General features: G+C 72.8%; 31 protein-coding genes and 1 pseudogene. 13 read left to right on the forward strand and 19 right to left on the reverse strand.

The features are described 5' to 3' along the window. Positions 1–123 precede the first annotated feature (123 nt). The 4 genes from ACH4J0_RS34085 (at position 124) to ACH4J0_RS34100 (ending at position 3,487) form a co-directional block, all read left to right on the forward strand. Positions 124–702 carry a TetR/AcrR family transcriptional regulator C-terminal ligand-binding domain-containing protein gene (locus ACH4J0_RS34085; protein ID WP_396244905.1) on the forward strand — a complete coding sequence of 193 codons (579 nt, stop codon included), beginning with the start codon at positions 124–126 and terminating at the stop codon, positions 700–702. A 172-nt stretch (positions 703–874) separates the two neighbouring features. Further along, a complete protein-coding gene (locus ACH4J0_RS34090) occupies positions 875–1,810 on the forward strand; it encodes an MBL fold metallo-hydrolase (RefSeq protein WP_396244906.1) in 936 nt (311 codons plus the stop codon). A gap of 68 nt (positions 1,811–1,878) precedes the next feature. After that, the gene (locus ACH4J0_RS34095; RefSeq protein ID WP_396244908.1) at positions 1,879–2,109 is read left to right on the forward strand and encodes a hypothetical protein; all 231 of its coding nucleotides are present in this window, start codon (positions 1,879–1,881) and stop codon (positions 2,107–2,109) included. After that, a complete protein-coding gene (locus ACH4J0_RS34100) occupies positions 2,096–3,487 on the forward strand; it encodes an amidase (protein WP_396244909.1) in 1,392 nt (463 codons plus the stop codon). The genes ACH4J0_RS34095 and ACH4J0_RS34100 overlap by 14 nt, the downstream gene beginning before the upstream one ends. 81 nt (positions 3,488–3,568) lie before the next feature. On the opposite strand, the gene ACH4J0_RS34105 is transcribed toward ACH4J0_RS34100, so the two are convergent. Next, positions 3,569–4,366 carry a hypothetical protein gene (locus ACH4J0_RS34105; protein WP_396244910.1) on the reverse strand — a complete coding sequence of 266 codons (798 nt, stop codon included), beginning with the start codon at positions 4,364–4,366 and terminating at the stop codon, positions 3,569–3,571. Positions 4,367–4,682: 316 nt separating this feature from the next. Here ACH4J0_RS34105 and ACH4J0_RS34110 point away from each other — a divergent pair, with 316 nt between their 5' ends. Both ACH4J0_RS34110 and ACH4J0_RS34115 read left to right on the forward strand, forming a co-directional pair. Beyond that, complete coding sequence (locus ACH4J0_RS34110) at positions 4,683–5,534, forward strand: immunity 49 family protein (RefSeq protein WP_396244911.1); 852 nt, start codon at positions 4,683–4,685, stop codon at positions 5,532–5,534. A gap of 237 nt (positions 5,535–5,771) precedes the next feature. Then, entirely contained in the window at positions 5,772–7,376 is a 1,605-nt protein-coding gene (locus ACH4J0_RS34115) for a hypothetical protein (protein WP_396244913.1), read from the forward strand. 87 nt (positions 7,377–7,463) lie between these two features. Here the strand turns inward: ACH4J0_RS34115 and ACH4J0_RS34120 are convergent, their stop codons facing one another. Beyond that, on the reverse strand, positions 7,464–8,045 hold the full coding sequence (locus ACH4J0_RS34120; protein WP_396244914.1) for a TetR/AcrR family transcriptional regulator: 582 nt from the start codon (positions 8,043–8,045) through the stop codon (positions 7,464–7,466). An 85-nt stretch (positions 8,046–8,130) separates the two neighbouring features. Between ACH4J0_RS34120 and ACH4J0_RS34125 the strand changes: the two genes are divergently transcribed. After that, complete coding sequence (locus ACH4J0_RS34125; RefSeq protein ID WP_396244916.1) at positions 8,131–9,012, forward strand: SDR family oxidoreductase; 882 nt, start codon at positions 8,131–8,133, stop codon at positions 9,010–9,012. A 153-nt stretch (positions 9,013–9,165) separates the two neighbouring features. Here ACH4J0_RS34125 and ACH4J0_RS34130 read toward each other — a convergent pair whose 3' ends face one another. Then, a complete protein-coding gene (locus ACH4J0_RS34130) occupies positions 9,166–10,089 on the reverse strand; it encodes an ATP-dependent DNA ligase (protein WP_396244918.1) in 924 nt (307 codons plus the stop codon). A gap of 438 nt (positions 10,090–10,527) precedes the next feature. On the opposite strand from ACH4J0_RS34130, the gene ACH4J0_RS34135 reads away from it, so the two are divergent. Together ACH4J0_RS34135 and ACH4J0_RS34140 are read left to right on the forward strand one after the other, a co-directional pair. Then, entirely contained in the window at positions 10,528–10,791 is a 264-nt protein-coding gene (locus ACH4J0_RS34135) for a hypothetical protein (RefSeq protein WP_396244920.1), read from the forward strand. Positions 10,792–11,316: 525 nt separating this feature from the next. Continuing rightward, positions 11,317–11,571: an MBL fold metallo-hydrolase gene (locus ACH4J0_RS34140; RefSeq protein ID WP_396244923.1), complete on the forward strand. Its 255-nt coding sequence runs from the start codon at positions 11,317–11,319 to the stop codon at positions 11,569–11,571. Positions 11,572–11,650: 79 nt separating this feature from the next. Here ACH4J0_RS34140 and ACH4J0_RS34145 read toward each other — a convergent pair whose 3' ends face one another. Next, positions 11,651–12,163: an RICIN domain-containing protein gene (locus tag ACH4J0_RS34145; protein WP_396244924.1), complete on the reverse strand. Its 513-nt coding sequence runs from the start codon at positions 12,161–12,163 to the stop codon at positions 11,651–11,653. 599 nt (positions 12,164–12,762) lie between these two features. Here ACH4J0_RS34145 and ACH4J0_RS34150 point away from each other — a divergent pair. Continuing rightward, the gene (locus tag ACH4J0_RS34150; RefSeq protein WP_396244970.1) at positions 12,763–13,113 is read left to right on the forward strand and encodes a hypothetical protein; all 351 of its coding nucleotides are present in this window, start codon (positions 12,763–12,765) and stop codon (positions 13,111–13,113) included. Positions 13,114–13,169: 56 nt separating this feature from the next. Here the strand turns inward: ACH4J0_RS34150 and ACH4J0_RS34155 are convergent, their stop codons facing one another. Both ACH4J0_RS34155 and ACH4J0_RS34160 read right to left on the reverse strand, forming a co-directional pair. Beyond that, positions 13,170–14,015 (reverse strand): NAD(P)H-binding protein, encoded by an 846-nt coding sequence (locus ACH4J0_RS34155; RefSeq protein WP_396244926.1) that lies wholly within the window; start codon positions 14,013–14,015, stop codon positions 13,170–13,172. After that, positions 14,012–14,440, reverse strand: coding sequence for a nuclear transport factor 2 family protein (locus ACH4J0_RS34160; protein WP_396244927.1), 429 nt, complete (start codon positions 14,438–14,440; stop codon positions 14,012–14,014). The genes ACH4J0_RS34155 and ACH4J0_RS34160 overlap by 4 nt, the downstream gene beginning before the upstream one ends. Before the next feature lie 92 nt (positions 14,441–14,532). Here ACH4J0_RS34160 and ACH4J0_RS34165 point away from each other — a divergent pair, with 92 nt between their 5' ends. Together ACH4J0_RS34165 and ACH4J0_RS34170 are read left to right on the forward strand one after the other, a co-directional pair. Beyond that, on the forward strand, positions 14,533–15,177 hold the full coding sequence (locus ACH4J0_RS34165) for a TetR/AcrR family transcriptional regulator (protein ID WP_396244928.1): 645 nt from the start codon (positions 14,533–14,535) through the stop codon (positions 15,175–15,177). A 230-nt stretch (positions 15,178–15,407) separates the two neighbouring features. Further along, positions 15,408–16,205, forward strand: a complete 798-nt coding sequence (locus ACH4J0_RS34170; RefSeq protein WP_396244929.1) for a hypothetical protein — start codon at positions 15,408–15,410, stop codon at positions 16,203–16,205. A 145-nt stretch (positions 16,206–16,350) separates the two neighbouring features. Here ACH4J0_RS34170 and ACH4J0_RS34175 read toward each other — a convergent pair whose 3' ends face one another. From ACH4J0_RS34175 to ACH4J0_RS34225, 11 genes are all read right to left on the reverse strand, one after another. Further along, complete coding sequence (locus tag ACH4J0_RS34175; RefSeq protein WP_396244930.1) at positions 16,351–16,536, reverse strand: CsbD family protein; 186 nt, start codon at positions 16,534–16,536, stop codon at positions 16,351–16,353. Positions 16,537–16,653: 117 nt separating this feature from the next. Continuing rightward, a complete protein-coding gene (locus tag ACH4J0_RS34180; RefSeq protein WP_396244931.1) occupies positions 16,654–16,917 on the reverse strand; it encodes a gas vesicle protein K in 264 nt (87 codons plus the stop codon). A 128-nt stretch (positions 16,918–17,045) separates the two neighbouring features. After that, positions 17,046–17,291, reverse strand: coding sequence for a gas vesicle protein (locus ACH4J0_RS34185; protein ID WP_396244932.1), 246 nt, complete (start codon positions 17,289–17,291; stop codon positions 17,046–17,048). Continuing rightward, complete coding sequence (locus ACH4J0_RS34190) at positions 17,288–18,094, reverse strand: GvpL/GvpF family gas vesicle protein (RefSeq protein ID WP_396244934.1); 807 nt, start codon at positions 18,092–18,094, stop codon at positions 17,288–17,290. The genes ACH4J0_RS34185 and ACH4J0_RS34190 overlap by 4 nt, the downstream gene beginning before the upstream one ends. After that, complete coding sequence (locus ACH4J0_RS34195; RefSeq protein WP_396244935.1) at positions 18,091–18,576, reverse strand: gas vesicle protein; 486 nt, start codon at positions 18,574–18,576, stop codon at positions 18,091–18,093. Before ACH4J0_RS34195 ends, ACH4J0_RS34190 begins: the two co-directional genes overlap by 4 nt. Further along, complete coding sequence (gene gvpO / locus ACH4J0_RS34200; RefSeq protein ID WP_396244936.1) at positions 18,573–19,184, reverse strand: gas vesicle protein GvpO; 612 nt, start codon at positions 19,182–19,184, stop codon at positions 18,573–18,575. The genes ACH4J0_RS34195 and gvpO overlap by 4 nt, the downstream gene beginning before the upstream one ends. Before the next feature lie 3 nt (positions 19,185–19,187). Next, positions 19,188–19,439, reverse strand: a complete 252-nt coding sequence (ccmI, locus tag ACH4J0_RS34205) for a c-type cytochrome biogenesis protein CcmI (protein ID WP_396244938.1) — start codon at positions 19,437–19,439, stop codon at positions 19,188–19,190. An 8-nt stretch (positions 19,440–19,447) separates the two neighbouring features. After that, positions 19,448–20,236: a GvpL/GvpF family gas vesicle protein gene (locus ACH4J0_RS34210; RefSeq protein ID WP_396244939.1), complete on the reverse strand. Its 789-nt coding sequence runs from the start codon at positions 20,234–20,236 to the stop codon at positions 19,448–19,450. Then, a complete protein-coding gene (gene gvpJ, locus ACH4J0_RS34215) occupies positions 20,236–20,658 on the reverse strand; it encodes a gas vesicle protein GvpJ (RefSeq protein WP_396244940.1) in 423 nt (140 codons plus the stop codon). Before gvpJ ends, ACH4J0_RS34210 begins: the two co-directional genes overlap by 1 nt. A gap of 6 nt (positions 20,659–20,664) precedes the next feature. Continuing rightward, on the reverse strand, positions 20,665–21,945 hold the full coding sequence (locus ACH4J0_RS34220) for an SRPBCC family protein (RefSeq protein ID WP_396244941.1): 1,281 nt from the start codon (positions 21,943–21,945) through the stop codon (positions 20,665–20,667). Between the two features lie 5 nt (positions 21,946–21,950). Next, the gene (locus ACH4J0_RS34225) at positions 21,951–22,808 is read right to left on the reverse strand and encodes a hypothetical protein (protein ID WP_396244943.1); all 858 of its coding nucleotides are present in this window, start codon (positions 22,806–22,808) and stop codon (positions 21,951–21,953) included. Between the two features lie 388 nt (positions 22,809–23,196). Between ACH4J0_RS34225 and ACH4J0_RS34230 the strand changes: the two genes are divergently transcribed. Further along, positions 23,197–23,511: a hypothetical protein gene (locus tag ACH4J0_RS34230; protein WP_396244945.1), complete on the forward strand. Its 315-nt coding sequence runs from the start codon at positions 23,197–23,199 to the stop codon at positions 23,509–23,511. A gap of 102 nt (positions 23,512–23,613) precedes the next feature. Here the strand turns inward: ACH4J0_RS34230 and ACH4J0_RS34235 are convergent. Continuing rightward, positions 23,614–24,143: pseudogene (locus ACH4J0_RS34235) on the reverse strand (NAD(P)H-binding protein). Positions 24,144–24,208: 65 nt separating this feature from the next. After that, positions 24,209–25,198, reverse strand: coding sequence for an aldo/keto reductase (locus tag ACH4J0_RS34240; protein WP_396244946.1), 990 nt, complete (start codon positions 25,196–25,198; stop codon positions 24,209–24,211). Positions 25,199–25,216: the final 18 nt, after the last annotated feature.

A 25,216-nucleotide genomic window follows, 5' to 3' on the forward strand; every position in this document is an offset into this window, starting at 1 on the left:
TGCCCGACGGCCTGCACCGCGATCAGGCGAAGGCCATACCGGCGGTCTGTCCCAGGCCCCGTAGCGGGTGCCGACCAGCTCGGTGCCCGGCAAGTCGCAACTCCTTCGCATTAAGCTGGGCGCATGAGTTCCCGACCGACCACGCGCCCCGGCGGGCGCAGCGCCCGCGTCCAGCAGTCCGTGCACCAGGCCGTCCGCGATCTGGAGGCGGAGGTGGGGCGGGAGATGCTCACCGTGCCGCTGATCGCCGCCCGGGCGGGGGTGACGCCGTCCACCGTCTACCGGCGCTGGGGGGACCTGCGGGAGCTGCTGTCCGACGTGGCCGTGGAGCGGCTGCGCCCCGACGCCCCGCCGGCCGACCACGGCAGCCTGCGGGCGGACCTGGAGGCGTGGGCCGTGCAGTTCGCCGAGGAGATGTCCTCGACGGCCGGGCGCACGTACATCCGCGACGCGCTGCTGGGCGACCCGGCGCAGGGCAACGCGGTCCGCTGCTCCGACTACGCCGCCGAGCAGTTGACGGCCCTCGGTGTGCGCGCGGCCGGGCGGGGGGAGGCCGTGCCGGCCGTGGAGACCCTTCTGGACGTCGTCGTCGCCCCGCTGATGTACCGGATCCTGTTCCGACCCTCGGAGCTGTCCGCGGCCTACACCGACCGCCTGGTCGCGGCGGCGCTCGGCAGCACCGCGCCTCCTGCGGGCAGCTAAAAGCATATGGTTTGCGTTTGGGGCCCCACGGAGCCTAAAGTGATTAACGCAAAGCATTTGCCTTAACGGTGGCCGATGCTGCCACGGTCCGGCTCGCCGTGCCCTGCGCCGAGCGGGGCCGAGCCGCCGAGCCACCGTCACCCGCACGGCCACGCGCAGAAAGGACCCGCCGATGAGCACCGCCGCGCCCCGCCCGGCCGCCCCCGCGACGAGCACGGGATGGAGCCTCGGAGACATCACCGTGCACCGCGTCGACGAGATCGAACTGCCGCGCGAGACCGGGCCCTGGCTGCTGCCGGACGCCACTGAGGAGGTGCTGGACCAGGCGCCGTGGCTGCGCCCCGACTTCGCCGACGCCGGCGTCCCCCGCCTGGCCAGTCACAGCTTCGCGGTGCGGGCCGGCGGACTGCGGATCGTCGTGGACACCGGCATCGGCAACGCCAAGCCGCGCGCCAACCCGGCCTGGAACGGCCTGGACACCGACTTCCTGGAGCGCCTGACGGCGGCCGGCTTCCCGCCCGAGTCCGTGGATTTGGTGATCACCACGCACCTGCACACCGACCACGTCGGCTGGAACACCCGCCTCACCGGGGACGACTGGGTCCCTACCTTCCCCAACGCCCGCTACCTCACCAGCCGCACCGAATGGGACCACTGGAGCACCGCCGAACTGGACCCCGCCCGGGCCCAGATGTTCCGCGACTCCGTCCACCCCGTCCGCGACGCCGGACAGTACGACCCCGTGGACGTGCCCGAGCGGGGGCCCGGGGTCGAGGTCGCGCCGGGCGTCCTGCTGGTCCCCGCCCCCGGGCACACCCCGGGGCAGGCCGCCGTGGAACTGCGCGGCGGCGACCGCCGGGCGCTGATCACCGGCGACAGCATCCACCACCCCGTGCAGCTGTCCCACCCCCACGTGAACAGCTGCGTCGACACGGACCCGGCCGGGGCGGTCCGTACCCGCGCCCGGCTGCTCGACGCCCTGGCGGACACCGGGGCGCTGCTCCTGGGAACCCACTTCCCGCAGCCCACCGCCGGTACCGTCCGCCGGGAGGACGGCCGCTACCGGCTGCTCGCCGAGCCGGGCACCGCACTCCCGGCCGCCGCCTGACGCACATCCTTGGCCTTTACGGCCCAGGCCCGTCCGCCACCCGTCCTGACCCAGGAGTAGATACAGCCGTGCCCGCCGTCGAACTCACCCCTTCGGAGGCCGCCCGCTGGGCCGCCCGCGCAGGACTCGCCCTGCCCGCCGAGCGCCACGCCGCGGTCGCCGCGGTCGCCGACCACATCCACGACGTCGTCGCCGTCCTGCGGGAACTGGACTTCGCGGACGTCCCGCCCGCCGCTGCCTACCACACTGCCCAGGACGCCGACCACACCGCCCAGGAGGAACCCCATGCGGCCGTATGAACTGTCCCTCGCCGCCGCCGCGGACGCGATACGGACCCGGCGGCTGTCCCCGGTCGAACTGGTCGACTCCGTCCTCGACCGCATCGAGGAGACGGAGCCGCACCTCGGCGCCTACGTCACGGTCGCCGCGGAGCAGGCGCGCCGGGCTGCGGGCGAAGCCGAACGCGAAGTGGCACGGGGCCGCTACCGGGGACCGCTGCACGGCATCCCGATGGGGCTCAAGGACCTGATCGACGTCGACGGGATGCCCACCACGGCCAGCTCCCGGGTCCGTGCCGGCCACCGCGCGAGGGCGGACAGCACGGTCGCCGCGCGCCTGGACGCGGCCGGAGCCGTCCTGCTCGGCAAGACCCACACCCATGAGTTCGCGTTCGGCCTGACCACCCCGCAGACGCGCAACGCCTGGGACCGCGCCCGGGTCGCCGGCGGCTCCAGCGGCGGTTCCGCGGTCGCCGTCGCGTCGGGGTCCGCGACCTTCGCCCTGGGCACCGACACCGGTGGGTCGATCCGGGTGCCCGCCGCGCTCAACGGGGTCGTCGGCCTCAAGCCGACCTACGGCCTCGTCCCCCGGCACGGCGTCACGCCCCTGTCCTGGTCGTTGGACCACGTCGGCCCGCTCACCCGCACCGTCGAGGACGCGGGCTTGGTGCTGAGCGTGCTGGCCGGACACGACCCCCGCGATCCCGCCTCGCTGTCCGTGCCCGCCGCCGACTACCGGCCCGGCCCCGGAACGGACCTGACGGGACTGCGTATCGGCCTGCCGCGCACCTACTACTTCGACCACGTCCACCCGCGGGTGGAGGCCGCCGTCCGGCACGCCGTCGGGCAGTTGGAAGCCCTGGGCGCACAACTCGTCGAGGTCGACATCCCGATGACCCGCTACATCCGCGCCACCCAGTGGGGCCTGATGGTGCCGGAGGCCGTCGCCTACCACGAGGGCACCCTGCGCACGGCCCCCGAGTTGTACCAGGAGGACGTCCGCATCCTCCTGGAGGCCGGCGGGCTGTTGAGCGCCGGCGACCACATCCGTGCCCAGCGCTCCCGCACGCTCATGCGCACCGCGTGGGCCCGGATGCTGGCGGAGGTCGACGTGATCGCCGCCCCGAGCGTCCCGATGCCCGCGGTCGGGGCCGACGAGGAGACGGTCACCTGGCCGGACGGCACGGTCGAGGGCGTGTCCGACGCCTACGTGCGCCTGTGCGCCCCCGCCAACATCACCGGGGTGCCCGCCCTGACCGTCCCGGTCGGCCACGGCCCCGAAGGCCTGCCGGTCGGCCTGCAACTGCTCGCCCGCCCCCTCGGCGAGCCCGTGCTCCTGCGGGTCGGCCACGCCTACGAATCGACCCGGCCCGCCCGGGCCCTGGCCACAGCGGCCTGAGCGGGTGCCCCGGCGTGACGCAGCGGCCGGCCAAGACCTCCGCCGCGCACGCCGGCTGACGGTCGGGGTGCGGGACGGCGGTCAGCGGGGGCGGTACATCCGGTAGCGGACGTACAGCACGACGCACGTGATCGCGCCGATCGCGCACACCGGCAGGCTCAGTCCGACCGCCATGATCACGCCGTCGCCGACGCCCTGTACGGTCTCCTCGTGGACCGACCCGTTCGCGTCGGTGATCCTGCGGGTGGTGTCCGCGTGGCTCGCGAGGTACGAGACCATCGAGACGCCCACCACCAGGAACGCCGCCGCGCCGGCCAGGAACCAGCCGCCGGCCCGCTCCTGCCACTCGTCCCCCTGCAGCCGCCGCGCGCGGGGGCTGTGCTCCAGCACCGCGCGGCCCAGGCCGGAGGCCCCGGCGGCGTGCCCGTCGATGTGCAGGCGCGCGCCGCCGTCGAGGGCGAGGCGGCAGCGGTAGTCGTTGCCCAGCCGGCGGGCGAGGCCGTGGATCCTCGGGGTGCCGGGGATCGTGATCGAGACGACCTGGCTCCACTCCCAGCCCGCCGCGCCGCGCCGCGACCCGTGGACGAGGCCGCGCTCGCGGACCTCGAAGTACTCCCCCGACCCGCCCCGCACCGCGCGCCACGCCTGCGTCACGGCGACGTACAGCGCGCCCAGGGACAGGCCGATCACCAGGCCGATCGCCCGACCGCCGCCCGGGCGGCCGTCGTCCACGCTGAACAGCGCCCACAGCCCGAGCCAGCCGGTGGGCACGGCCAGCACCAGCGCCCACACGGCGTTCCGCCACCGCGCCCGGGTGTCCACCCGGTGCCTGCTGAGCACCGTACCGAACAGGTCCGTCATCTCCGCCTCGCTGGTCATCCGCACAGTGAACCACCGCTCCCACGCCCGCTCAAGGGCGAATGCCCGCTCCCGAGCGGTGCCGGTGGGCGCGAACACCGCGCCGCAGCCGGGACGTTGGGGACCGGGGGCGGACGGTGCGCTCGCAGGGCCCGGAGGGGGACCGGCCGGCCGGCTCGTGGGAGAGGTGGTCGCGCCACCGCTGCCGGCTGTGGGGGAGTGGGGTGCCGTAGGGGAGACAGCCCTCCGGAGACGGTGTGCCGCGGGGCCCGGCGGACCGCGGTGTCCGACCCGCTGCCTGCTCCGGGTCCAAGTCGACGATCAAGGGGGCAGGACCGTGCGGATCGAACGTCACCAGGTGGACGGGGAGCGGGTGGCGCAGGCCCGCGAGGACTTCGTGAACCGGATCGGGAGGCAGGTCCACTCCTACTCCCGCGCCGGCCTGATGACCACGACCGAGTGGCAGCTGATCGCCGACTCCTTCCTCGACCACCTCGGAGCTCTCTCCACCACCCGGCCCGCCCTCGACTCCGCCGAGGCCAAGGCCGTCCTCAAGGCCGTCCTCAAGGCCGTCCTCAAGGACGCCGCCGAGGCCGCCGCCGGCGCCGTCTCCTTCGCCGCCTACTACCCGCACGACGGCGTCAGCGTCTTCCTCGACTACCCGAACTTCGGGATGGGCTACGACGCCGAGTACGGGCAGGAGCGCGACCCCCGCCACCGCGTCACCGCCCGGGAGTGGCTCGACGCCTTCTGCCTGGCGATCGTCGCCGACAAGGTCTCCGCCCACGGCGAGGCCTTCTGCTGGGCACGGCAGTTGATGCCCGACGAGCCGGTCACCCCCGCCCTCGAACTCGTCGACGGCTTCGTCGTCCACTTCTTCGAGGAGGCCGGCCTCCCCGCCGTCTCCACCGAACCGCAGCCCGGTCTGCGCGCGCTGCGCGCCCTGACCGACGGCAACCGCGACGTCTTCGACGCGGCCCTCCTCGCGCTCGGCGACCACCACTCCGTCGCCGACCGTGCCACCGGCACCGGTGCCGCGCTCAGCCTCGACATCCTCGGCCTCGCCTGCCACGCCCGCCGCAGCCGCGGCTGGGCCGTCCACGTCCGCTCGCCCTACCTCCCGTCGCGCCTGCTCCAGGCGGCCGGGCGTGCCCGGCGAGGTGTTCGGGAGCCGGAGGCCGCACTCTGATCGCCCGGCGGTCCCCCAGGTGTCGACGCACCGCTTCCGCCGTACCCCGTACAGCCGTGGGCACGTCGGCCCCGGGGCCGATGGCGGCCGGGCGGGGGAGAGGGCCGTCACCCCGGCCGCGGCGGTTCCGTGTTCCCGTCGGTGCAGCGGTGGGGCCGGGCGGCGGACTATCGTGTCCGGTCCGGGTGGTGGCCGCCTCGCGCGGCACGAGGAGCGGTCGTTCGGCGGGGGGCGTGCATGCTGAAGGGGCTGGTCCAGTGGGGTCCAGAGCTGTACTGGACGAGGATCGGGGACCAGTGCCTCGGCCTGGCCCCGCCCGGCAGCAGTGACACGGGCCTGCTGCGCAGTGGGTTCGCCCCCTGCTTGCTGACGGTTCTGCGGCTGGCGGCGCAGCAGGAGACAGGTGGGAGGAGCGATCTGGACCTGGCGGCGGCGCTGGTGCGTGCCGGTCATCCCGCCCGGGCGGTCGAGCTGGTTCGGTCGGGCGCTGGTCGGTCCGGGCCGGAGGAGGATCTCGTCCTCCTGGTGCGGGCGGCGGGCGAGGCCGGGGATCCGGACGGTGCCCGCGCGCTCGCCGAGTCACTGACCGACCGCGCACTGCGGGACAGCGCCCTGGTCGCCCGCATTCCGGCGGTGGCACGCGCCGGTGACCACGAGTGTGCCGTCGGCCTGGCGCAGACGGTCCGATACCCGCACAACTGGCCGCGTGCCTGGGCCGGGCTGGCCAAGGCGGTGGCGGACGGCGGTGACTTCCCGGCTGCGCTCGGATACGCCGCCAGAGCCGTCGAGTGCGCCGGCCGTGGCTCGGAGTCGGGGCGCGCGCTCGTGACGGCCATGGAGATCGCGCATGCCGCCGGCGACCACGTTCTGGCGGGCACGTTCGCCGACCGCGTGGAGGACCTCGTCCGCCGCGAGGGCCGCAAGGGCGTCGGGCAGCGCGCGTTCCTCGTCGAGGTGCTGGCCTTCGAGGCCCACACCGGCGACCTGGACCGGTTCGACGCCGTGCTGCGCAGCGTGGCCCGGGCCGCCGCCGCGCGGGCAGCCGAGGAGGCCGAGGCCGCGGCGGGGTCGCAGGAGTGTGACGCCGACCCCGATGTCCTGTGTCTGACGATCCTCGCCCGGCCCAGCCCGCACTTCGACGCGAGGATCGTGCCCGAGCTGCTGGTGGCGGTCGCCGAGAGCGCCGACCGGGAGGTGGCCCTCGCCTTGGCCGACCGGGCCGAGGCCCTGCTCCGCCGCGGCGCCGGCTTCGAAAGCTTCGCGCTGCGGAAGGCCGTGACCTTGCTGCTGGCCAGGCACGGGCAGGTCGAGCGGGCCATGGCGCTCACCGACCGGATCGTCGATCCGGGTCTGCGGGCGGCGCGGATGGTCGAAGTCGTCGAGGTGCTGGCCCGGTCCGGGGACACGGACCGGGCCGAGGCCCTCGCTCGTGCCTTGGCCGACCGCCGGGCGCGGAGCCGGGCGTTGATGGCGGTCGTCGGCGAGCTGGCCCGGCGCGGTGAGACGGCCCGGGCCGAAGCCCTCGTCCCCGCGATCCCCGACCGCTGGGGGCGGGGCGAGGTGCTCGTCGGCGTCGTCGGTGCGCTGGCCCGCCAGGGTGAGCCGGAGCGGGCCGAGGACCTGGCCCACACGATCCCCCACGGCCGGACGCGGGCGCGGGCCCTGGCCGCCCTGGTGGAACTGTCGGAGCCCGCCCGCGCCCGCAGGCTGGCCGCCCGGGCCGTGTTCCTGGGCGGCTGGGCGATGGTCCTCGACGACCTGGAGGAGATCGCCCCCGGTGGGGCAGTGGCCATCGCCGACGAGGTGATGAGCCGGCGGAAGTCACGCACTTCCGGCACGTAGGAGGCGCCACGAAGAGAACGGCCTGCGCGCTGTCGGCCGTGACGCGGGGCTGAGGACGGCAGCCCGATGTCGGCTCGGCGGCTGCCGCTAGCGAAGTTCCGCGGCTGCCGCGCGGAGTTCGTCGAACGCGGCTCGCGTGAGGGTCGCCAGCTCGCCGGGGTCCTCGTCGCGACTGGGGTCCGCCCACCGGATGTACCCGAGTCTGAACGCGAGCACGCCGAGTCCGGCGGCCACCTGCGCCGCGGATTCCGGGACATCCCGTCGCCTCAACGCGTCGACCATCGCCGCGGCCATGCCGATGCTCTTCAGCGCATCACGCCTCTGCAGCTCCTCGTTCGCCTCGATCGCCGCGTGCAGCAGCGGGCTGAGCTCGCGGTTGAACGACGTCATCTCGCCCGATGCACGTTCCAGGCCGGCCGCGACGGCTGTCAACGGTGTCGCGTCCGCGGGGGCGGCGTCGATGCCCTCGGCCAGCAGGCGGCTGAGCGTCGACTGTCCCGCGGTGAGGATCTCCCGCTTGTCCGCGAAGTGGCGGAAGAAGGTGCTCCGGGTGAGCCCGGCGCGCTCAGCGATCTGCGTGACCGTCGTGTCGTCATAGCCCTGTTCGGCGAACAGGTTGAGCGCGGCCACGACCAGGCGCTGCTTCGCATCGGGCTTCCATCTCGGCATGACGACCATCCTAGATGATGCGACACCAGTCGCATCGCGGTGTACAGTGACGGGACACATGTCGCATCACTCTCCTGGAGCTGCCATGCGCGTCTTCATCACCGGCGGAACCGGCCTGATCGGCTCCGCCGTCGTCGCCGAACTGCTCACCGCGGGCCATTCCGTCACCGCTCTCGCTCGCTCCGACGCCTCCGTGGCCCGCGCCCGGGCCGCCGGCGCCGACGTGGTCCGCGGAGGTCTCACCGACCTCCACGTGCTGCGAACCGGCGCGGAGCAGGCAGACGGCGTCATCCACCTCGCCTTCAGCAACGACTTCAGCTCGCCCGACGCACTCGCGCGAGGCGTCGCCGAAGAGGGCGCCGCGCTCGCGACGCTCGGTGACACCCTCGTCGGCACGGACCGGCCGCTCGTCACCGTGTCCGGCACGCCCCACGCGGCAGGACGCGCATCGACCGAGGAAGACCCGTTGCCAGTGGACGGACCCGTCGGCGGACGCAGCCGGTCGGTGAACCGCGTACTGGCACTCGCCCCACACGGCGTGCGCAGCTCGGCGGTACGGCTGCCGCGCACCGTCCACAACCGGGGCCAGGGCGGGTTCGCCGGGCTGCTCGCCGACGTCGCCCGCCGCTCCGGCGTCGCCGGCTACCCCGGGGACGGCGCGCAGCGCTGGCCCGCCGTCCACGCGCTCGACGCCGCCGTCCTGTTCCGGCTCGCGCTGGAGAAGGCTCCGGCCGGAAGCTCGTGGCACGCCGTCGCCGACGAAGGTGATGCGGTACGCGACATCGCCGCGGTCATCGGGCGGCGGCTTCACCTTCCGGTCAAGCCGGTGCCGCAGGAGAGTTTCGGTCCCCTCGGCCCGATCTTCGCGACCGACCAGCCCGCATCCAGCGGTCACACCCGCACCGCCCTCGGCTGGGAGCCGACGCGCCCGGGCCTGCTCGACGACCTGGAGAACATCGAAGCCTGAGCTGCCTGCCGGGCTGTCGGCGGTCGCAGGGGATCCCGGCCCCGCCCGCTCGCCGAGCGGGGGCCGGGCATGCTCCTCAACTGCGCTGAGCGCTGCGCGGCCGCCACGGGGGCAGGCCCGTCTCGACCGGTCACAGCCTCCCACCGCGACGTCTCAACCGCGAAGCCTCCTCCACACCGGATGCCGCAGGCGGCCCGCCTGCGTCACTTCGAGGTATTCGACCTCGGCCCGCAGTTCGGGGCGCGCGAACCGAACCTCGGTTCCGAGTGGCAACCCCAACCCGCCGCTGCCTGCGGTGAACGGCGACACGGGAACGGCGAGGCGACGCAGCGCGGCGGCCAGGGCGCGCCGTTCGGCTCCGGTCATGCCGCTGCCGACCGAGCCGACGAACAGCAGGCGGCCGCCGGGCATGGCGGGAACGCCGACCAGGAGGGCCCGCACCGACGTGCCGCCGGGCAGCCACCCGCCGATCACGACGTCCGCGATCCGCAAGTTCTTGATCTCGATCCAGTCCCGAGAGCACGCCCCCGGGACGTACCGGGAGTCGGCGCGCTTGGCGATCACACCCTCCAACCGGTGCTCCCTCGTCCACCCGTACGCCTCGGCGACCGAGTCCCAGACCGGCGGCACCCGAAGGCCCGGGCGGTCCAGCTCCAGGCCCTCCAGCAGCTCACGCCGCCGCACCCACGGCTCGGCGACCAGCGACCGGTCACCGAGGCGGAGCAGGTCGAAGCCGATGTACAACGCCGGTGCAGCCTCCGTGCCGGCGCGCACCGCCACCGGGCGGGTGCGGTGGATGCGGTCCTGCAGCGCCGAGGACGAGAGAGCGCCGCCGCGCACCACCACCAGCTCTCCGTCCAGGACCAGCGGCCCGCGCACCGCGGTGAGCGCCTCGGCGACCTCCGGGAACCGCTCGGTCAAGTCGGCGCCCCGGCCGCCGACCAACCGCACCGGCGCGGCCTCAGGGACGTAGGCGATGCATCTGGCCCCGTCCCATCTGATCTCTCCTTTCCACCCGGGGCCGGACGGCAGCCGGCCCGCCGTCGCCAGCATCGGCTCGACATGGGTCAGCTTCACCTGCGCAGGTCCTCGGGGGCTCATGAGGCCAGCGTGCGCCGATCCGGGCCGCGGCAGTAGCCGGTGCGCCCGGCTGGCCGACACGAGCGTTCGGGCGCCGGCCGCGGGCACCTACTTGCCGGCGTACACGGCCGTCCGTACCGCGGGCTGACCGCACACACCGGGGCACAGCGCGACGGCGGTCGGGCGGAGGAGCGGCACCCCCTCTCGGCGATGCACTCCCGGGCAGGAATCCTGCTGGGCCGACTGCCCCACCTGGGGTCCGGTCGGGGTCGGGCCGTGAGGGCGCCGTCCCGGACTTCACGATCTGGCGGCTGCCGGACAGGCCGTGGCCGCGAAGCGCCACCGTCGGCGTGTGATTCGCGGCCGGATGCGGGTTCACGACGGTGTCGGTGGGGCAGCCGCCGGGGTCGGTACGCGTTTGAAGGGAGTCGCATCATGATCATGAAGAAGCTGCACGAGGCCGGTGTGCGGTCGGAGCATGCCTACCTGGCCGGCGTGGCCTCGATCGGGCTGTCGTTCCTGTCCTGGATGGTGTCGGTGAAGGCCGAGCCGGCCGGGGTGGAGCGCGCCGACCGGTGGGGCATTTTCGTCGGAGAGTGGGCGCCGACGTTCTTCTGCATGGGACTGGCCCTGTCCCAGTACGAGCGGGACGACAACCCCCTCTACGCTCACGACCCGCGCATGGCCGCGACCACGTGACGGCGTCACGTCCCAGGCACTGGGAAGGCCGTTAGGCAGAGCGTGGCAGGCAGAGCGCCGCTCCGGCCGGCGTCCCTGCCTGCCACGCGAGACGGGGCACGCCGGTGCCGGACGGGCCCGGTCAGCCCGCCGCGCGGCAGCGTTCCCCGAGCCTTCGCGCCCCTCGACGCCCGAGGGGGCGTTCGCACGTGTCATCGGAGCACCTCGCTCCGGCCGGCCGTGATGGCAGTTAAGAAGGGGAATGCGATGAGCAGCGCCACCGCGACGAGAGCTCAGTGGTTCAGGGGGCTGACGGCGTGACCGAAAGCCCCCACCTTGTCCGACTCAGGACTCGACATGGTCCGCACGCCACCCGCCCGGTGCCTGCCGAAGCATCTGGTTTTCACGGGCATCGGTGTGTGGTCGTCATCGCCGGCAGCGGCTTCGGTGAGGGCACGGCGGTCGAGTGGGCCGGTGCGGTGTGGAATCGGAAGCTCTCAGGCCCCGGGGGTCGGCGCTTGCTCGGCGGGCGCGCCGTGACCGGCGGTGGGCACGACCTCCCTGGTCGAGGACGGTCGGCACTCCCTGGTGGTCGAGTCGAAGGGGCAGGTGCTCGTCGTCGATCCCAAGTGCCCGCCGTTCAGCGGCGTGTTCCGCCGCTGGATCAGCCCCGAGCTCGGTGCGCGGTGCACCACGGTGATCGACACCCACCACCACTACGACCACACCTTCGGCAACGTCGATCACCCGGAGGCTGTGATCGAGACGGCGGACCGGCGGGTCCTGCTCGCAAGGGCGTAGGACAGCGAAACAGGGCCTACTGGCAGTCCCAGGTCTTGCACAGACCCGAGTTCCGCCAGAGGCCCCGTCCCGCGGCTTGTTACCCCAGCTGCCAGCGGCGCGAAAGGTCGTTGTCGCAGGTGTACTGAACGAGGGTGACGTTGTTGTCGGCGGAGATCCCTCCGGCGACGGTCGCACACTTGCCCGTCTTCGCGTTGACGAACTGGTAGGAGCTGCCGTTCCTGTTGCTCAGGCGCCAGCGCCGCGAGGAGTCGTTGTCGCAGTTGTACTGAACGAGGGTGACGTTGTTGTCGGTGGACACCCCTCCGGCGACGGTCGCACACTTGCCCGTCTTCGCGTTGACGAGCTGGAAGGTGTTGTTGCTCCAGTTGCTCAGGTACCAGTGCCGCGAGGAGTCGTTGTCGCAGTTGTACTGAACGAGGGTGACGTTGTTGTCGGTGGACACCCCTCCAGCGGGGGTCGCGCACTTGCCCGTTGCCATGTTGACGACGTGGAAGCCTGTCTGTGCGACCGCGGGGTCGGGGAGCAGCATCACGCCCCCGGCCACAAGAACCGACGCCGTCAGGAGTCGTGCCAGAGTATTCTTGATCATAAGAGTGCTCCTCTCGCGATTCCGGGAGGGGGAGACGGTCTCACGTGCAGCCTGCACTGCCGGTGTCGACCACGAAGGGTTGCCGGCGCAAGGGGAGGGGCGTGCCGCGATCGGAGCGGATCCGCCAGCCGTGCTCGCCGCCTCGGTGGCGGGGCGAAGTGGCTCCCTGCCGGGGCCCTGCCGTTGTTGTCAGACCAGAACAACCAACGGCACAAGGGCCGGTGGCTCGGCCCCGCACACCGGCGCGGGCCGTACGGCCACCGTGTCCACTATCGATTGCCGTGATCGGGCCCGCAACCGGAACGCCCGACGGCCTGGCTGGGGCAGCGAGGACCCGCTCCGCGCGTCGCGCCGGGGCTGTTCGAAGAGCTGGGCCTCGACCTGGCGGTGCTGCCCACGCCGCCGTCCTCCTGCGTCCCTACGGCGTCCTGGACTCCTGGAATCCCACCACCGCCGCCCCGTGCTCGTGAGCCCACTCCGTCAGCACGGCGATCGGCTTCCTGCGGGACCGACTCACCCCCCGACCCAACGGCCGGGGGGGCCTGACCTTCAGGCTCCCCTTCGGCGCCGCCCACTACCCGCTCGTCGCCCTCGACGACATCGCCTGGTTCGCGTGCCACATGTTCGACAACTGGCAGTCCTGGGGCGCACGCGACCTCGCGGTGATCGGCGACAGCCTCACCGGCGACGAGATCGCCGCCGCCTTCGCTCGGGTCACGGGCACCCCCAGCACCTACATCCCGATGCCGCACGACGAACTGCGCGCCGCCGTCACCGACTTCGGTCACGACTACGCAACGATGTTCCGGTGCTTCGCCGACCGTGACCTCTACACCCGGGACCGGGACACCGCCCTCCTGCGCCGCCTGCACCCCGACTTGATGACCTTCGAGGAACTGGCTGCACCACACCGGATGGACGGGTTCATGACGAATCATGACGAATCATGACGAAGGCGCCGGCACATCGGCTGGCCGGCCGGACGGTGGCCCGGGGCGGCCGTGTGTCAGCGGCGGCGCAGTTCTCGTTCGGCGACCTCTCGGAAACCGTGGGGCGGGCGGCCGGTGACGTGGTGAACGGTGTCGGTGGTCCGGTCCTCGGCGCCCTCGGCGAGGGCGCGGTCCATGTCTGCCAGGAGGCCGGCGAACCCGGCGGGCATCAGGGCGGCCAGGCGGTCGTACAACTCCTGGTGCGTCAGGTGCCGGTGGATCGCGGGCCGGCCGGTGACCTCCGAGACGATGACGGCGATCTCGTCGTGGGTGAGTGCGGCCGGGCCGGTCAGGATCAGGTCGCGGTCGGGTGCGGGGTCGTCGGTGAGGGCGTGCACGGCGACGGCGGCGATGTCGTCCGCGTCGACGAAGCCGATCCGGCCGGATCCGGTCGCGGTGAGGATCGTGCCGTCCTCACGGATGCTGCGGGCGTGCAGGTGATCGCCGGTGAAGTTCTGCATGAACCAGGAGGGCCGCAGGACGGCCCACTCGTCGAAGAGTCCCGGCAGGGCCTGGTGCACCGCGCCCACGGCCGGTCCGCCCTCGGGCACGGCCGAGGAGCTGAGGAGCACCGCGCGGCGCACCCCGGCCGCGCGGGCGCTTCGCAGGAACGGCAGCATGACCGCGGCGGGGTCGGGCTCGCCGACGGGCGGGACGAGGTACACGCGGTCCGCCCCGGACAGGGCGTCGTCGAAGGTGGTGGGGTCGTACCAGTCGAAGCGCACCGGATCCGCACCGGTGGCCGCTGCGGTGGAGCGCCGGCTCGCGGCCCGGACGCGGTGCCCGGCGGCGAGCAGCCGCGCGGCGGTTCGACTGCCGGTCGTTCCGGTGGCGCCGGTGACCAGGATGGTGGCGTCGGTCATCGGACGGCGCTCCCGGCGAAGTCGAGGCCCGGCTGCTGGACGGTGAGGGGGTTCCAGTAGTCGCGGTAGGAGGTGAAACGCCCGTTCCGTACGGTCACGACGGCGATGTAGGTCATGTCGAAGGGGGCTCCGGTCCGGACGAGCCGGCCCACCCCGCGCATCTCCACGACGACGGTTTCGGGGTCGGTGGTCCGGTGGAACCGCAGGTCGGGGAAGTCGTGCAGCTCGATGTGGTCAGGGTAGTCGCGCATGTAGGCGGCGACGGCCTCCCGCCCGTCCAGTCGCCGCGGCCAGCCGGGCGGGGCGAACGGGAACTCCATGACGCCGTCCTCGGCCCACAGGCCGACCCACGCGGATGTGTCCCCGGCCAGCAGCAGCCGGAGACCGTGGCGGAACAACGCCGTGGGTGAAGGGTTTTCGGGCATGGGTGTCTCCGTCCAGTACGATGCGGACCAGCGGTCCGCTTCAATGGAAGATACGGACCGCTGGTCCGTATCGCAACCGGAGGCAATCCCCCATGCCCACACCCGCACTCGAGCCCGAACCCGCCGCATCCGAGCCGGCGGACGTACCCGACGCCCCCGCGGGACGGAAGCCCCGGAAGGACGCGGTCCGCAACCGGGTGGCCGCCCTCGCGGCCGCAGACACGCTCTTCGCCGCCTCCCGTAGTCCCGAGGACGTCACCATGTCCGACATCGCCGCGGCGGCCGGCGTGGGAAAGGGCACGCTCTTCCGTGCCTTCGGTGACCGCACCGGCCTGATCCGCGCGCTCTACGGGACGCGCCTGGCGCCTCTCATGGACGCCGTCGAGCAGGGCCCGCCGCCGCTGGGGCCGGCCACCCCTCCCCTGGAGCGGGTCCCGGCCCTGCTCGACGCCCTGCTGTGCTTCAAGTTCGACAACCGCCACCTCGCGCTGGCGCTGGAGGGGACCGGGGCCGACAGCCCGTACCGGACCGAGTACTACGACCGGTGGCACGCGATGCTCAGGGGCCTGCTGGAGCGGACCCCGGCTGCGGCCGGGAGCGACTTCACCGCCCACGCCCTCCTGGCGGCCACCCGGGCCGACCTGGTTGAGCACCTGGCCGGTGAGAAGCACACCACCCGGGAGGAACTCCGTTCCAGGCTCGCGGACTTCACCGGCCGGGTGCTCGGCATCGGCTGACCGCCCGGCGGCACGCCGGAAGGCTGGCGATGCGCCGCCGGGGCGGCGTCTCCACGCGGACGGGTCGGCGCGCGGGGTCGGCGTTCTGTCTCGCCGTCACCGGGGGCCGAGAGTGGCGGCGATCTGGTACCGGCGGCCGAGGCAGTCAACTGAACCTTGTCGACGGGAGGTTGGCCGGAGTGCGGCCCGGGCGTCGTTCCTCGTGCCGGAACGCACGGACCCGTTTCAGGATGCGCGCCGCACTGAGCACCGCACTGACCCCTGCGACCGCCACACCCGCCGGGGTCGTGCCGGCCGCCGCCCCGGCGCAGGCACGAGGTACCGACCCGTCGATCACCTTCGGCTTCACCGGCGCCACGGTCGGCGCCGGCGGCACCGGCGGCAACAACACCGGTGGCAACTGCGTGGCCGCCGGAGCCGGGGGAGGCGGAGGCGGAGGATACTTCGGGGGCGGCGGGGGCGGGGCTTCCACCCACGGCAGCAGCGGTCTCGGCCGCGCCGGTGGTGGCGGGGGTGGGGGTGGCAGCAGTCTCGCCGTCCCGTCAGGCACCGGGACGACCTACACGGCCTCGACGATCGGGACGGCGAACCACAACGGCCAGGTGACCATCTCCTACACGGTGGTCACACCCACCCAGGCCATCACCCAGACCCACAACGAGAAATTCGTCCAGGGCGGCCAGGGCACCTACACCATCACCGTCGACAACAACGGGCCCGGCGCGACCGACGGCACCACCGTCACCGTCTACGACACCCTTCCCTCAGGGCTGAGGGTGCGTGACATCAGCGGCCCTGGCTGGACCTGCACCCGCGACATCCTCACCTGCACCCGCAACGACGTCCTGCCCGCCGGGAGCAGCTATCCGCCCATCACCCTGCACGTCACGGTCTCCTGCGACTGCGACGAACACCACCGGCTCACCAACCGCGCCACCGTCACGGGAGGCGGCGACCCCACCGCCCACACCGCCACCGACCCCACCAGCATCAAACGCGGCGAGTACTGCCACCACGACGACGACTGATGTCGCCGTCAAGGCGTCGCCTGGCTTCCGCCTGACGGCGTCCGGCTGACGGCGTCCGGCTGACGGGCGCCGAGGGCGGGCAGGCGACTGTCCGCCCGCCGGCAGGGACAAGAACGACGGGCGGGCAGGTCTGGCGGATTGTTCGTCAGTGGCCGGTTACATCCTTCACGGCGTCCTTGGTCTTCTGGCCGGCTTGTGAGGCGGCGCCCCTGACCTGGTCCGCCTTGCCCTTGGCGATGAGCCGTTCGTTGCCGACCGACTTGCCGGTGGCTTCCTCGATCTTGCCCTTGGCCGCGGTTGCGGTGTGCTTGGCCTTCTTGCCGGCGGTCACGGTGCCTCACTCCTTTCACGGAGTCGGTTCTTCACTTCGGCGTGTGCCCTGCATGGCGGTTTTGATGCGTGTGGCCTGCGGGTTCGTGTGGTCCTGGGCCGCGCGCGCCGGCACGGGTCAGTCAGGTGCGAGCAGAGGGCCGAGCGGGCCGAGGTCGAGGTTGAGGTCGTCGGGGGTGAGGCCGAAGTGCTCCCGCAGTTCGTCGATGCGCTGTTCCAGGGCCATCAGGGTGAGGCCGAGCGCTTCGATCCGGTCCTCGTCGAGGTCTCCCTGCTCGATGCGGCGCAGGGCCTGGCGTTCCATGAGCTGGTGGACCAGCTCGACCAGGGCCAGGACCAGGCAGGTGAGATCGCGGGCGACGGTCTCGGGTTCCAGCGGCACACGGCGGTTGGTGGCCGGCCGGCCGTTCGTGTCCGGTTTCCCGGCGGAGTGCTCGGCTGCCGGCGCGGGCGGGTGCGTGGTGGGGGGATCGGCAGGTGTCGCCGCGCGGGGTGGGGGATCGGGCGAGCTCACGTCGGTTCTCCGTGGTCGGGGGGCTCCGGGTCAGCGGGTTCGATGGCGGCGCGCACGGAGGCGATCATGGCGCGCAGGCTGATGCGGACCAGGTCGATGTCGGCGATGGACAGGGTGACCTCGCCGGCGATGACCACGCCGCCGGCCAGCAGGCGGTCGAGCAGGTCGACCAGGGCGACGTGCCGCTCGGGCACGGTGGGCGACAGGTCGGGCAGGACGGAGGCCCGGGGGCTGGTGGTCATGGCGGCTCGTCCTCGTGGTGGGCGGTCGCGGTGAAGGAGTACGGCGGCCAGGGACCGGTGGTCTCCAGGTGCAGGCCGGGGAAGCGGGCGGACAGCGCGCTGACGGCCTCGTGGAAGGCCGCCGTGCGGGTGCGCTCGACGAGGTACGCGCCGTTGAGGACCATCGGCTCGGCGGAGCCGGCTGCCTGGGGCGGCTGGAGCGGATGGCGCACGGCCTCGACGGCCGATTGGGCGAGCGCGGTGTGGACGTCCACGGCGTCGTCCGTGGCCTGTCGGAGGATCTGTTCCTCCAGGCGGCGCCGGTTCTGGCGGCGCAGGAGGTAGGCGGTGCCCGGCCGTTGCGCCGGATCCTGCTGCGGTCCGCCGCCTGCGGGGCCGGCATCGGGCTGCGGAGCGCCGGGCGCCAGGTAGGCCTTGACGCCCCATTCGACGTGGTCGGCGGTGCGCCGGAGCGAGGCGAGCAGCTCGTCGCGGTTTTCCTCGAGCATGGCGGCGGCCCGCTGGTCGTCGCGGTAGAGGGTGGCGAAGCGCAACGGCAGCACCGGGGTGGTACGGGCGAGAGTGTCGACGACGTGGTGGTGCGCGCGGACTGCGTGTTCCAGCCAGGCGGCGTCTTCCAGGCGCGCCCGCAGGGGCTTCTCGTCGAAGTCCGAGCGGGGCACCGCACCCGCCAGTGCGCTCAGGTCCGGTCCGGTGATGACGTGTGGCACTTCGCCGGCCACGCCGGTCAGACCGGGCGGTACGGTGCGGCCGGCTCCGGTGATGGCGTATAGCCAGGTGTTGGTGGGCGGCTGGGTGCTCATGAGGGGTCGCTTCGGGAGGTGCGCCGGGTGCGGGTGGTTCTGCGGGCGGGCGGGGTGTCGGCTTCGCGCTCGTCGGCGGTGCTTCGCGTAGCGGCGGTGCTTCGCGCGTCGGTGGTGCTTCGTTCGTCGGCGGTGCCCGCAGGGGCGATGGCACCGTGGGAGGCTTCGAGCTGGCCCAGGCGCTCGCGCAGGAGCCGGTTCTCGGCGGCGAGGTCCCGCTGGCCGGAGGAGAGACTCGGGTCGTGCTCCCACCAGTCGATGCCCATCTCGCGGGCCCGGTCGACGGAGGCGATGAGCAGGCGGATCTTGATCGTGAGCAACTCGATGTCGAGGAGGTTGATCCGGATGTCCCCGGCGATGACGATGCCCTTGTCCAGTACTCGTTCGAGCAGGTCGGCCAAGTTCGCGGACTGCGGTGCCGCGGACGTCCTCGGCAGGTGCGACAGCGGACCGGCGCCGCCGTAGCCGCTCAACTCGCTCATGACAGCTCCTCGTTCGTCCGTCCGCGGTAGTACCGGCGGTCCCTGCGGTAGGAGACCAGTTCGCCCTCGGGGTCCAGCACGACCTGGTAGACGGCCAGGATGTCGGTGGAATCGGGGATGCGCCGGGCCTCCAGGACCTCCACGCCCACCTCCCAGCCGTCCTCGGTGCGGTCGAGCGAGGTGATGCCCTCCGCGCTGCGCCCGGTGAGGTCCTCGACGCAGGCGGCCGCCCTCACGGCGGCGCTGCGGGCCGGGAGCCGTTCCGGCTGGGACCGGCGACGGGCCGTGGGTGCTTCTCCGGCCCGACGTTCAGGGCCGGTGCTCCGGCGCTCGGGGTTCGTGCTCCGGCGTGGTGACGGAGTCGAAGCGTCCTCGTCCCGGCCGTTGTCGTCCTGGGGTTCGGGCGGGCGGCGGCGTGCGGTGCGCGGCGGTGTCTCGGGTGGGGGGCGGTGCCGTCGGGCCGTAGCCGTGTCCTCCTCGTCGGGGGGCGGCGGGGGACGCCGCCGGGGCCGGCCGGGATCGGTGCGTGCGGCGGCGCGGCGCGGCGCGGGCCCGTCGGGTTCCCCGGGCGCCGCACGGCGGCGGGGCCGCGGCTCGTGTTCGGGCACGGTCTACACCTCCAGGCCCCCGGCGGCGTCCTTTGCCTGCCACAGGCGCCGCACGAGCTCCTCCTCCTGCTCTGCGGCCTCCTCGGCGCTGATGGTGCCGCTCTCCCGGGCGGCTTCCACCTCTGCCAGCTGGGCGCGGATGACGGCCGGGTCGGTCAGCTCCCGGCGGGCCTGCTCGTGGAGCCGTTCCGCCACCCACACGACTCCGCGCACGGGGGCCAGCGGAAGGGTGAGCAGTCCGGTGATCAGTCCCATGACCGCGCTCACCTCTCCGCTGGCCGGGCTTCGGCCACGACGTCGCCGGCGAAGTCGTAGGGTGCGAGCGGACCGAGCAGCCGCACGGTGGCGCGATGCGCCAAGTCACGGGCGAGGTCTTCCGCGGCGGCCTCGAACGCCTCCCAGTCGGCCTTGGCGACGAGGAAGGAGGCGCTGACCGCCTGGTCGCCGACCGCTTCGGAGGCCGGTGCGGCACTGACGGTTACGGCGAGCGGCTCCAGGCGTTCCAGGGCGAGGGCGGTGTCGGCCTCGCGACGGGTGGCGATCTCCCTCGCGATCATCTCGCCGAGGCGGACCCGCTCGTAGTAGGCGGCCTCCTCGGGGAGGGCGGCGACGTCCTCGCGCAGCCGGGCGATGTCCTCGCGGTCGGCGAGCACGTCCCGCAGGATCCGCTCCTGCCGGTAGGCGGCGCGCAGCGTGAACTGGGCGGTGTCGCGCAGCTCCTCCAGCGCGTTCAGGAACTCCTCCTCGTGGGAGGCGAGCAGTTCGTCGGCCACGGCTTCGACGTCGCGGACCACCGCACCGAAGCGCAGCGGCAGCACGGCGCCGCGGGCGGCCAGGGTGTCCAGGACGCGGGCGTGGCCCCGCAGGTCGGCCGCGGTGCCCAGCGGACCGTTGACCACCAGGTCGCTGACGAGTGCCGCGATGCCCCGGTGGCGCACCAGCGTCACGCGGGCTGGTGGTTCGCCGATCCCCTCCAGGGTGGAGGGGTCGGCGTCCGCCGTCACGATCCCGTAGACGTAACAGGCCGGGTTGGTGGGAGTCGGGCTGTTCATCACTCGCGCTCCCTGTGCTGGGTGCGCGAGCGGGACCGGGGCCGCTCCCGGGGCTCGGGCTCCTCCTCGTCACCCTTGACCCGGTCGATGACTTCGCCGACCGTTTCCTTGACCCCCTCGAGCGCGCCTTTCGTCTTGTGTCGGGCCCCGCCCTGGCTCATGTCCTGCATCAGTTCGGGCAGCCCCTCGCTCTTGTCCTCCTTCAGGTCCAGGCGGTTGACCGCCTCGGCGAAGCGCAGGTAGGTGTCGACGCTGGCGACCACGATGCGTGCGTCGATCGTCAGCAGCTCGATGCCGACCAGGGAGACGCGGATGTAGATGTCGATGACCAGGCCCTTGTCGAGGATCAGGTCGATGACGTCGACCAGACCGCTCGACGACGGCCGGTCCAGGTAGTGGCTGGGGCGCGGGGCGACGGTCATGGCCGATCACCGTACCCGTGCCGGAGTGCGTCTGCGGCGTCGTGGGGCGGTCCGCTCGTCGGCGTCCGACGGGCCGGACTCCTCGTCCTCGTCCTCGTCCTCATCCTCGTACTCGTCCTCGGCGTCCTCCTCCTCGTACTCCTCATCGCCGTAGTCGCCCTCGGAGTCCTCCGGTCCCTCTTCCTCGTCTTCCTCGTCGTCCTCCTGCAGCTCGCCCTCGGTCTCCTCCTCGTCCTCGGAGCCGTCCTCCGGTTCCTCCTCGTCCTCGTACTCGTCCTCCGGTTCCTCCTCGTCCTCGTCCTCGTACTCGTCCTCGTCGTACGGTTCGGACTCCTCGTCGTCCCCCTCGCCAGGCTCCTCGTTCTCCTCGTCCTCGGCTCGCGGCTCCTGCTCGTCCTCCTCGTCGTATTCGCCCTCGTCGCCCTCGTCGCGCTCGTCCTCGAGGGCGTCCTCATGGGACTTCACGACGTCACCGTCGCGGATCTCCCCGCGCCAGCCCTCCACCGCGTCCGGATCGAGGATGGTCTGGGTCATCACGTGCCGGCGGAAGTGCTTGAGCTCCAGACGGGTCCGCCGACCCTGGGCCCGCCACAGATTGCCCGTGCGCTCGAACAGGCCCTGCGGGTGGTACTCGAGCACCACGAGGATCTTGGTGAGGTTAGGGGTCAGCTCGTGGAAGGTGACCGCGCCGTCGACGTGCCCCTTCTGCCCCTTGGAGCGCCAGACGATCAACTCGTCCGGCACCTGCTTGATGATCGTCGACTCCCAGGTGCGGTGGGAGAGGAAGATCCCGGCTTTCCAGGAGATCTTCTCGTCCGACTCCTGCTCCACCTTCTCCAGCCTTTTGGTGAAACGGGGGAAGTCCTGGAACTGCGTCCACTGGTTGTAGGCCACCTGTACGGGGACCCCGACCTCGATCTCCTCGACGATGTTGGTCACCTTGAGCTTGCCGCCCTTGCCTCCACCACCGCCTCCGCCACCGGTGAGTTTGTTGCTGACCATCTGCTTCACCCCTGCGGCGCCCGCCCCCAGCAGCATCCGCATCGGAGACTTCCCGCCGCCCCCGCCCCCGCCGTCACTGCTGCCTCCCGACGAGCCGGCGCCGTTCTCGGCATAGTCGATGAGCCGATCGGTGGTCTCGGCGACCTTGTCACTCGCCGCCGACACTGCCCGTTCCCCCGCAGCGGTCATCAAGTCACGCGCCTGCTGCATCAACCGGTCGGTGGGTAGGGCCTCAAGGAGTTCGCCCAGCCCCAGCGAGCCCTGGTTCTTGGTCTGCTCGGCCATCGTCTTCACCCCCGCTTCCGCGCCGACGAGGCACGCGTGCTCGTGGTCTTGCGCGCCGCGGAGGTCTTCTTGGCCGCCGACGCCGCCGTGCCCTTGCGAGCGGAGGTCGAGGAGGCCGCGGCCTTACGGGGTGTGGCAGAAGCCGTCTTCTTCGCAGCCGTCGTCTTGCGCGCGGGGGCGGCCTTCTTCGCCGGGGCCTTCTGCGCAGCGGACTTGCCCGCCGGCCGTCCCGAGGACGCGGCGCTCTTGCGCGTCGTGCCGCTGCCGACCGTACGGGAGCGTGAGGGGGCGGCTTCCTTCGTCGACGAGGCGGACGCTCGCTGCTTGGGGGCTGCCCTGGAGGCTGCTTCCCCGCCCGAGCGGCGCGTGGACGGTGATGCCGTCGAACGGGACGCGCTGGGCCGGGAGCGTGCCGGGCGCCGTTTCTCCTCGCCGTCGTCCTCCTGCTCCTGCTCCGGTTCCTGCTCCGGTTCCTGCTCCTGCTCGTCTTCGGGCTCTTCGTCGAGCGGCTCCTCATCCGAAGACTCCGGTTCCTCCGCTTCCTCCGTTTCGTCGCCGCGAGCAGCTCCCGCCCGCAGGTCCTCGGTCCTCCGCTGCAACTGGTCGGTCAGCGCGCTGACCCGACTGCTCGCTGCCGCGATGGCCGCCTTCTTCCCGGCCTTGGTCAGTTCCCCGCGCACGTCGCCGGCCAGCTGGCGAAGCTGCGGCGACGACTCCAGCACCTCACCGAGGAGAACCCCGGGATTGGCACTCAGACGTTTGCCCGCCGCCATGCCCGCGAGAGCCAGCGCCCACCGGGCCTTGTGCATGCGCCCGAGGAGGTAGCCCGCGCCCACAGCGGCGGCAAGCTTGGCGTTGTTCATGGTCGATATCCCTGGAAGAGTCCCTGAACGGCCCCGGCCCTCTCCAGTAGGAGAGCCGCTCCTCGGCCCGGCTGCCTACCCCTGCGCCCGTCCGGTAAACAACGGGGCGTCATAGGTTTCAGCCCACTCCGAGGATCCGCCGTCGAATTCCCTGAGGGCATGTCTCGCGGGAAGTCTCCCGCGGTCTGCCCAGCCACAGAGGGTCATGCTCCGTCGCTCCGGGCACCTCGGTCGCCCAGTCGGTCACGGTGTCGACCTGCCCGGGGGACCGGCGGTGCCGCGCCGGTACGCGGTCCGTCCCGGCGGGGACGGTTGCGGTGGTTCGACGGCGGCGGTCCGGTCGTCGTCACGGAGGTTTCCGACGCCGCGCGCCGGTGACACGTAGGGCATGGGCAGCTACGTGATCACGGTTCCAGGGACAGTCCAGCGACCGGTGGAGGAGGCGGCGCGCCGCACCCTGCTGGCCGTCGTGCACGGTGCGGATCCGGAGGAGGCCGGCGCACAGGTACCCGATCTCGACGTCCTGACCCTGGACGAGCCGGAAGGGACTTTCGTGCTGCGTCTGGAGGTCGACGCCCCCGACCACTCCGCTGCCGGTGAGGCGGCGCTGGTCCTGGCCCGGCGGGCTTTCGCCGCCGCCGGATACGAGGAGGGGGCGGTGAGCATCGGCACTCCGGCGGTGACCGGCATCGACGTCGGCTGATCGTCCGCGGGCCGGGCCCTGGCCGGACCGGTGGCCGGTGAGCTCGAACGGGTCGCCGCGGCCACCGCCCCCGGCCACGCCCCGGCCCGGTCGGTCACGTCCTCAGACGGTCAGGTCCACGGCCAGGTGGCCGGAGAGCGCCCGCAGGAAGTCGATCGCGTCGAATGCCTCGCCCGCGGCGACGACCCCGACCGCCCGGCTCTGCCCGGCGAGGACGCGGCGCACCGCCTCCACCGCCAGGGGCGCCGAGACGGCGTAGATGTCCCGGCGCCCGGCCACCGCCCGGCGCTGCTCGCCGCCGGAGCGCACCACCACGTCGACCCAGGAAGGTCTGATCGGAACGGCCCGATCCCGGCGCGCAGCGCCGCCTCGATCACCGGGGCGACGGTACCGGCGAACGGCCCCGCGCAGTTGATCACCGCGTCGGTGCCGGCCAGCGCGCGGTCCAGCGAGTCCGCGTCCTCGACCGAGGCCGGCCGCGCCTCGCTCCCGTGGTGCTCGGCCGCCAGTGCCGCCCGCTTGTCGGCGTCCCGGCCGACCAGCACCGGGCGGAAGCCCCGCTCCCGCAGCTGCGCCACCACGAACCGCCCGGTGTGCCCGTACGCCCCGACCACCGCGACCGTCTGACCCATGGTGCGCGGAGCCCGCCGGTGGCGGTGCGCCCCGGTCAGGGCGCCGCTCCGAGCACCGGTGGCCGCTAGCGGTTCACCGCCCGCATCCCGTCCTCGTCGTAGCGCTCGCCCGCCGCCTCGGGCAACTCGGCCTCGATGCGCGCCAGGTCCTGGTCGGTCAGCTCGACGTCGACCGCGCCCGCGTTCTGCTCCAGGTAGGTGCGGCGCTTGGTGCCCGGGATCGGCACGAGGTCCTCGCCGCGGGCCAGGACCCAGGCGATCGCCAGCTGGGCCGGGGTGACGTCCTTCTCCGCGGCGATCTCCTTCACCTTGTCCGCGAGCCGGAGGTTGGCGGCCAGGTTGGCCTCGGTGAAGCGCGGGTTGCCGCGGCGGAAGTCGTCCTGGTCGAGCTCGTCCGGGGAGCTGAAGCGGCCCGCGAGGAAGCCGCGGCCGAGGGGGGAGTACGGCACGAAGCCGATTCCGAGCTCCCGGCAGGTGGGGAGCACCTCGGCCTCCACGTCCCGTGTCCAGAGCGAGTACTCGCTCTGGACGGCGGTGAGCGGGTGGACGGCGTGGGCGCGGCGGATGGTCTCCGCGCTCGCCTCGCTCAGCCCGATACAGCGCACCTTGCCCTCGGCGACCAGTTCGCCGAGCGCGCCGACGGTCTCCTCGATGGGCACGGTCGGGTCGACCCGGTGCTGGTAGTACAGGTCGATGCGGTCGGTGCCGAGCCGGGCGAGCGAACCGTGGACGGAACTGCGGACGTGCTCGGCGGAACCGTCCTGGCGGCCCACCGTCGACATGTCACCCGGCACCGCGCCGTCCATCCGGTAGTTGAACTTCGTGGCGATCACGTACTCGTCACGGTGTCCCCGGACGGCCTCGCCGACCAGGGACTCGTTGGTGAGCGGTCCGTAGACCTGCGCCGTGTCGAGGAAGGTGATGCCCAGCTCCAGGGCGCGTCGGATGGTCGCGACGCCCTCGTCCTGGTCGGCCGTGCCGTAGAAGGCGGACATCCCCATGCAGCCGAGGCCGATGGCCGACACCTGGAGGTCCCGCAGACTGCGCTGTTGCATGTGACGTGCCAGCCCTTC

It is taken from the genome of Kitasatospora sp. NPDC017646 (genome assembly GCF_044329365.1).
Classification (GTDB): domain Bacteria; phylum Actinomycetota; class Actinomycetes; order Streptomycetales; family Streptomycetaceae; genus Kitasatospora.

Excerpts from the sequence above, each read along its gene's own strand:
- ACH4J0_RS34085 (WP_396244905.1), top strand. The coding sequence starts at position 124 with ATGAGTTCCCGACCGACCACGCGCCCCGGCGGGCGCAGCGCCCGCGTC.
- ACH4J0_RS34090 (WP_396244906.1), top strand. The coding sequence starts at position 875 with ATGAGCACCGCCGCGCCCCGCCCGGCCGCCCCCGCGACGAGCACGGGA.
- ACH4J0_RS34100 (WP_396244909.1), top strand. The coding sequence starts at position 2,096 with ATGCGGCCGTATGAACTGTCCCTCGCCGCCGCCGCGGACGCGATACGG.
- ACH4J0_RS34105 (WP_396244910.1), bottom strand. The coding sequence starts at position 4,366 with ATGACCAGCGAGGCGGAGATGACGGACCTGTTCGGTACGGTGCTCAGC.
- ACH4J0_RS34115 (WP_396244913.1), top strand. The coding sequence starts at position 5,772 with ATGCTGAAGGGGCTGGTCCAGTGGGGTCCAGAGCTGTACTGGACGAGG.
- ACH4J0_RS34120 (WP_396244914.1), bottom strand. The coding sequence starts at position 8,045 with ATGCCGAGATGGAAGCCCGATGCGAAGCAGCGCCTGGTCGTGGCCGCG.
- ACH4J0_RS34125 (WP_396244916.1), top strand. The coding sequence starts at position 8,131 with ATGCGCGTCTTCATCACCGGCGGAACCGGCCTGATCGGCTCCGCCGTC.
- ACH4J0_RS34135 (WP_396244920.1), top strand. The coding sequence starts at position 10,528 with ATGATCATGAAGAAGCTGCACGAGGCCGGTGTGCGGTCGGAGCATGCC.
- ACH4J0_RS34145 (WP_396244924.1), bottom strand. The coding sequence starts at position 12,163 with ATGATCAAGAATACTCTGGCACGACTCCTGACGGCGTCGGTTCTTGTG.
- ACH4J0_RS34155 (WP_396244926.1), bottom strand. The coding sequence starts at position 14,015 with ATGACCGACGCCACCATCCTGGTCACCGGCGCCACCGGAACGACCGGC.
- ACH4J0_RS34160 (WP_396244927.1), bottom strand. The coding sequence starts at position 14,440 with ATGCCCGAAAACCCTTCACCCACGGCGTTGTTCCGCCACGGTCTCCGG.
- ACH4J0_RS34165 (WP_396244928.1), top strand. The coding sequence starts at position 14,533 with ATGCCCACACCCGCACTCGAGCCCGAACCCGCCGCATCCGAGCCGGCG.
- ACH4J0_RS34170 (WP_396244929.1), top strand. The coding sequence starts at position 15,408 with ATGCGCGCCGCACTGAGCACCGCACTGACCCCTGCGACCGCCACACCC.
- ACH4J0_RS34185 (WP_396244932.1), bottom strand. The coding sequence starts at position 17,291 with ATGACCACCAGCCCCCGGGCCTCCGTCCTGCCCGACCTGTCGCCCACC.
- ACH4J0_RS34190 (WP_396244934.1), bottom strand. The coding sequence starts at position 18,094 with ATGAGCACCCAGCCGCCCACCAACACCTGGCTATACGCCATCACCGGA.
- ACH4J0_RS34195 (WP_396244935.1), bottom strand. The coding sequence starts at position 18,576 with ATGAGCGAGTTGAGCGGCTACGGCGGCGCCGGTCCGCTGTCGCACCTG.
- ccmI (WP_396244938.1), bottom strand. The coding sequence starts at position 19,439 with ATGGGACTGATCACCGGACTGCTCACCCTTCCGCTGGCCCCCGTGCGC.
- ACH4J0_RS34210 (WP_396244939.1), bottom strand. The coding sequence starts at position 20,236 with ATGAACAGCCCGACTCCCACCAACCCGGCCTGTTACGTCTACGGGATC.
- gvpJ (WP_396244940.1), bottom strand. The coding sequence starts at position 20,658 with ATGACCGTCGCCCCGCGCCCCAGCCACTACCTGGACCGGCCGTCGTCG.
- ACH4J0_RS34220 (WP_396244941.1), bottom strand. The coding sequence starts at position 21,945 with ATGGCCGAGCAGACCAAGAACCAGGGCTCGCTGGGGCTGGGCGAACTC.
- ACH4J0_RS34225 (WP_396244943.1), bottom strand. The coding sequence starts at position 22,808 with ATGAACAACGCCAAGCTTGCCGCCGCTGTGGGCGCGGGCTACCTCCTC.
- ACH4J0_RS34230 (WP_396244945.1), top strand. The coding sequence starts at position 23,197 with ATGGGCAGCTACGTGATCACGGTTCCAGGGACAGTCCAGCGACCGGTG.
- ACH4J0_RS34240 (WP_396244946.1), bottom strand. The coding sequence starts at position 25,198 with ATGCAACAGCGCAGTCTGCGGGACCTCCAGGTGTCGGCCATCGGCCTC.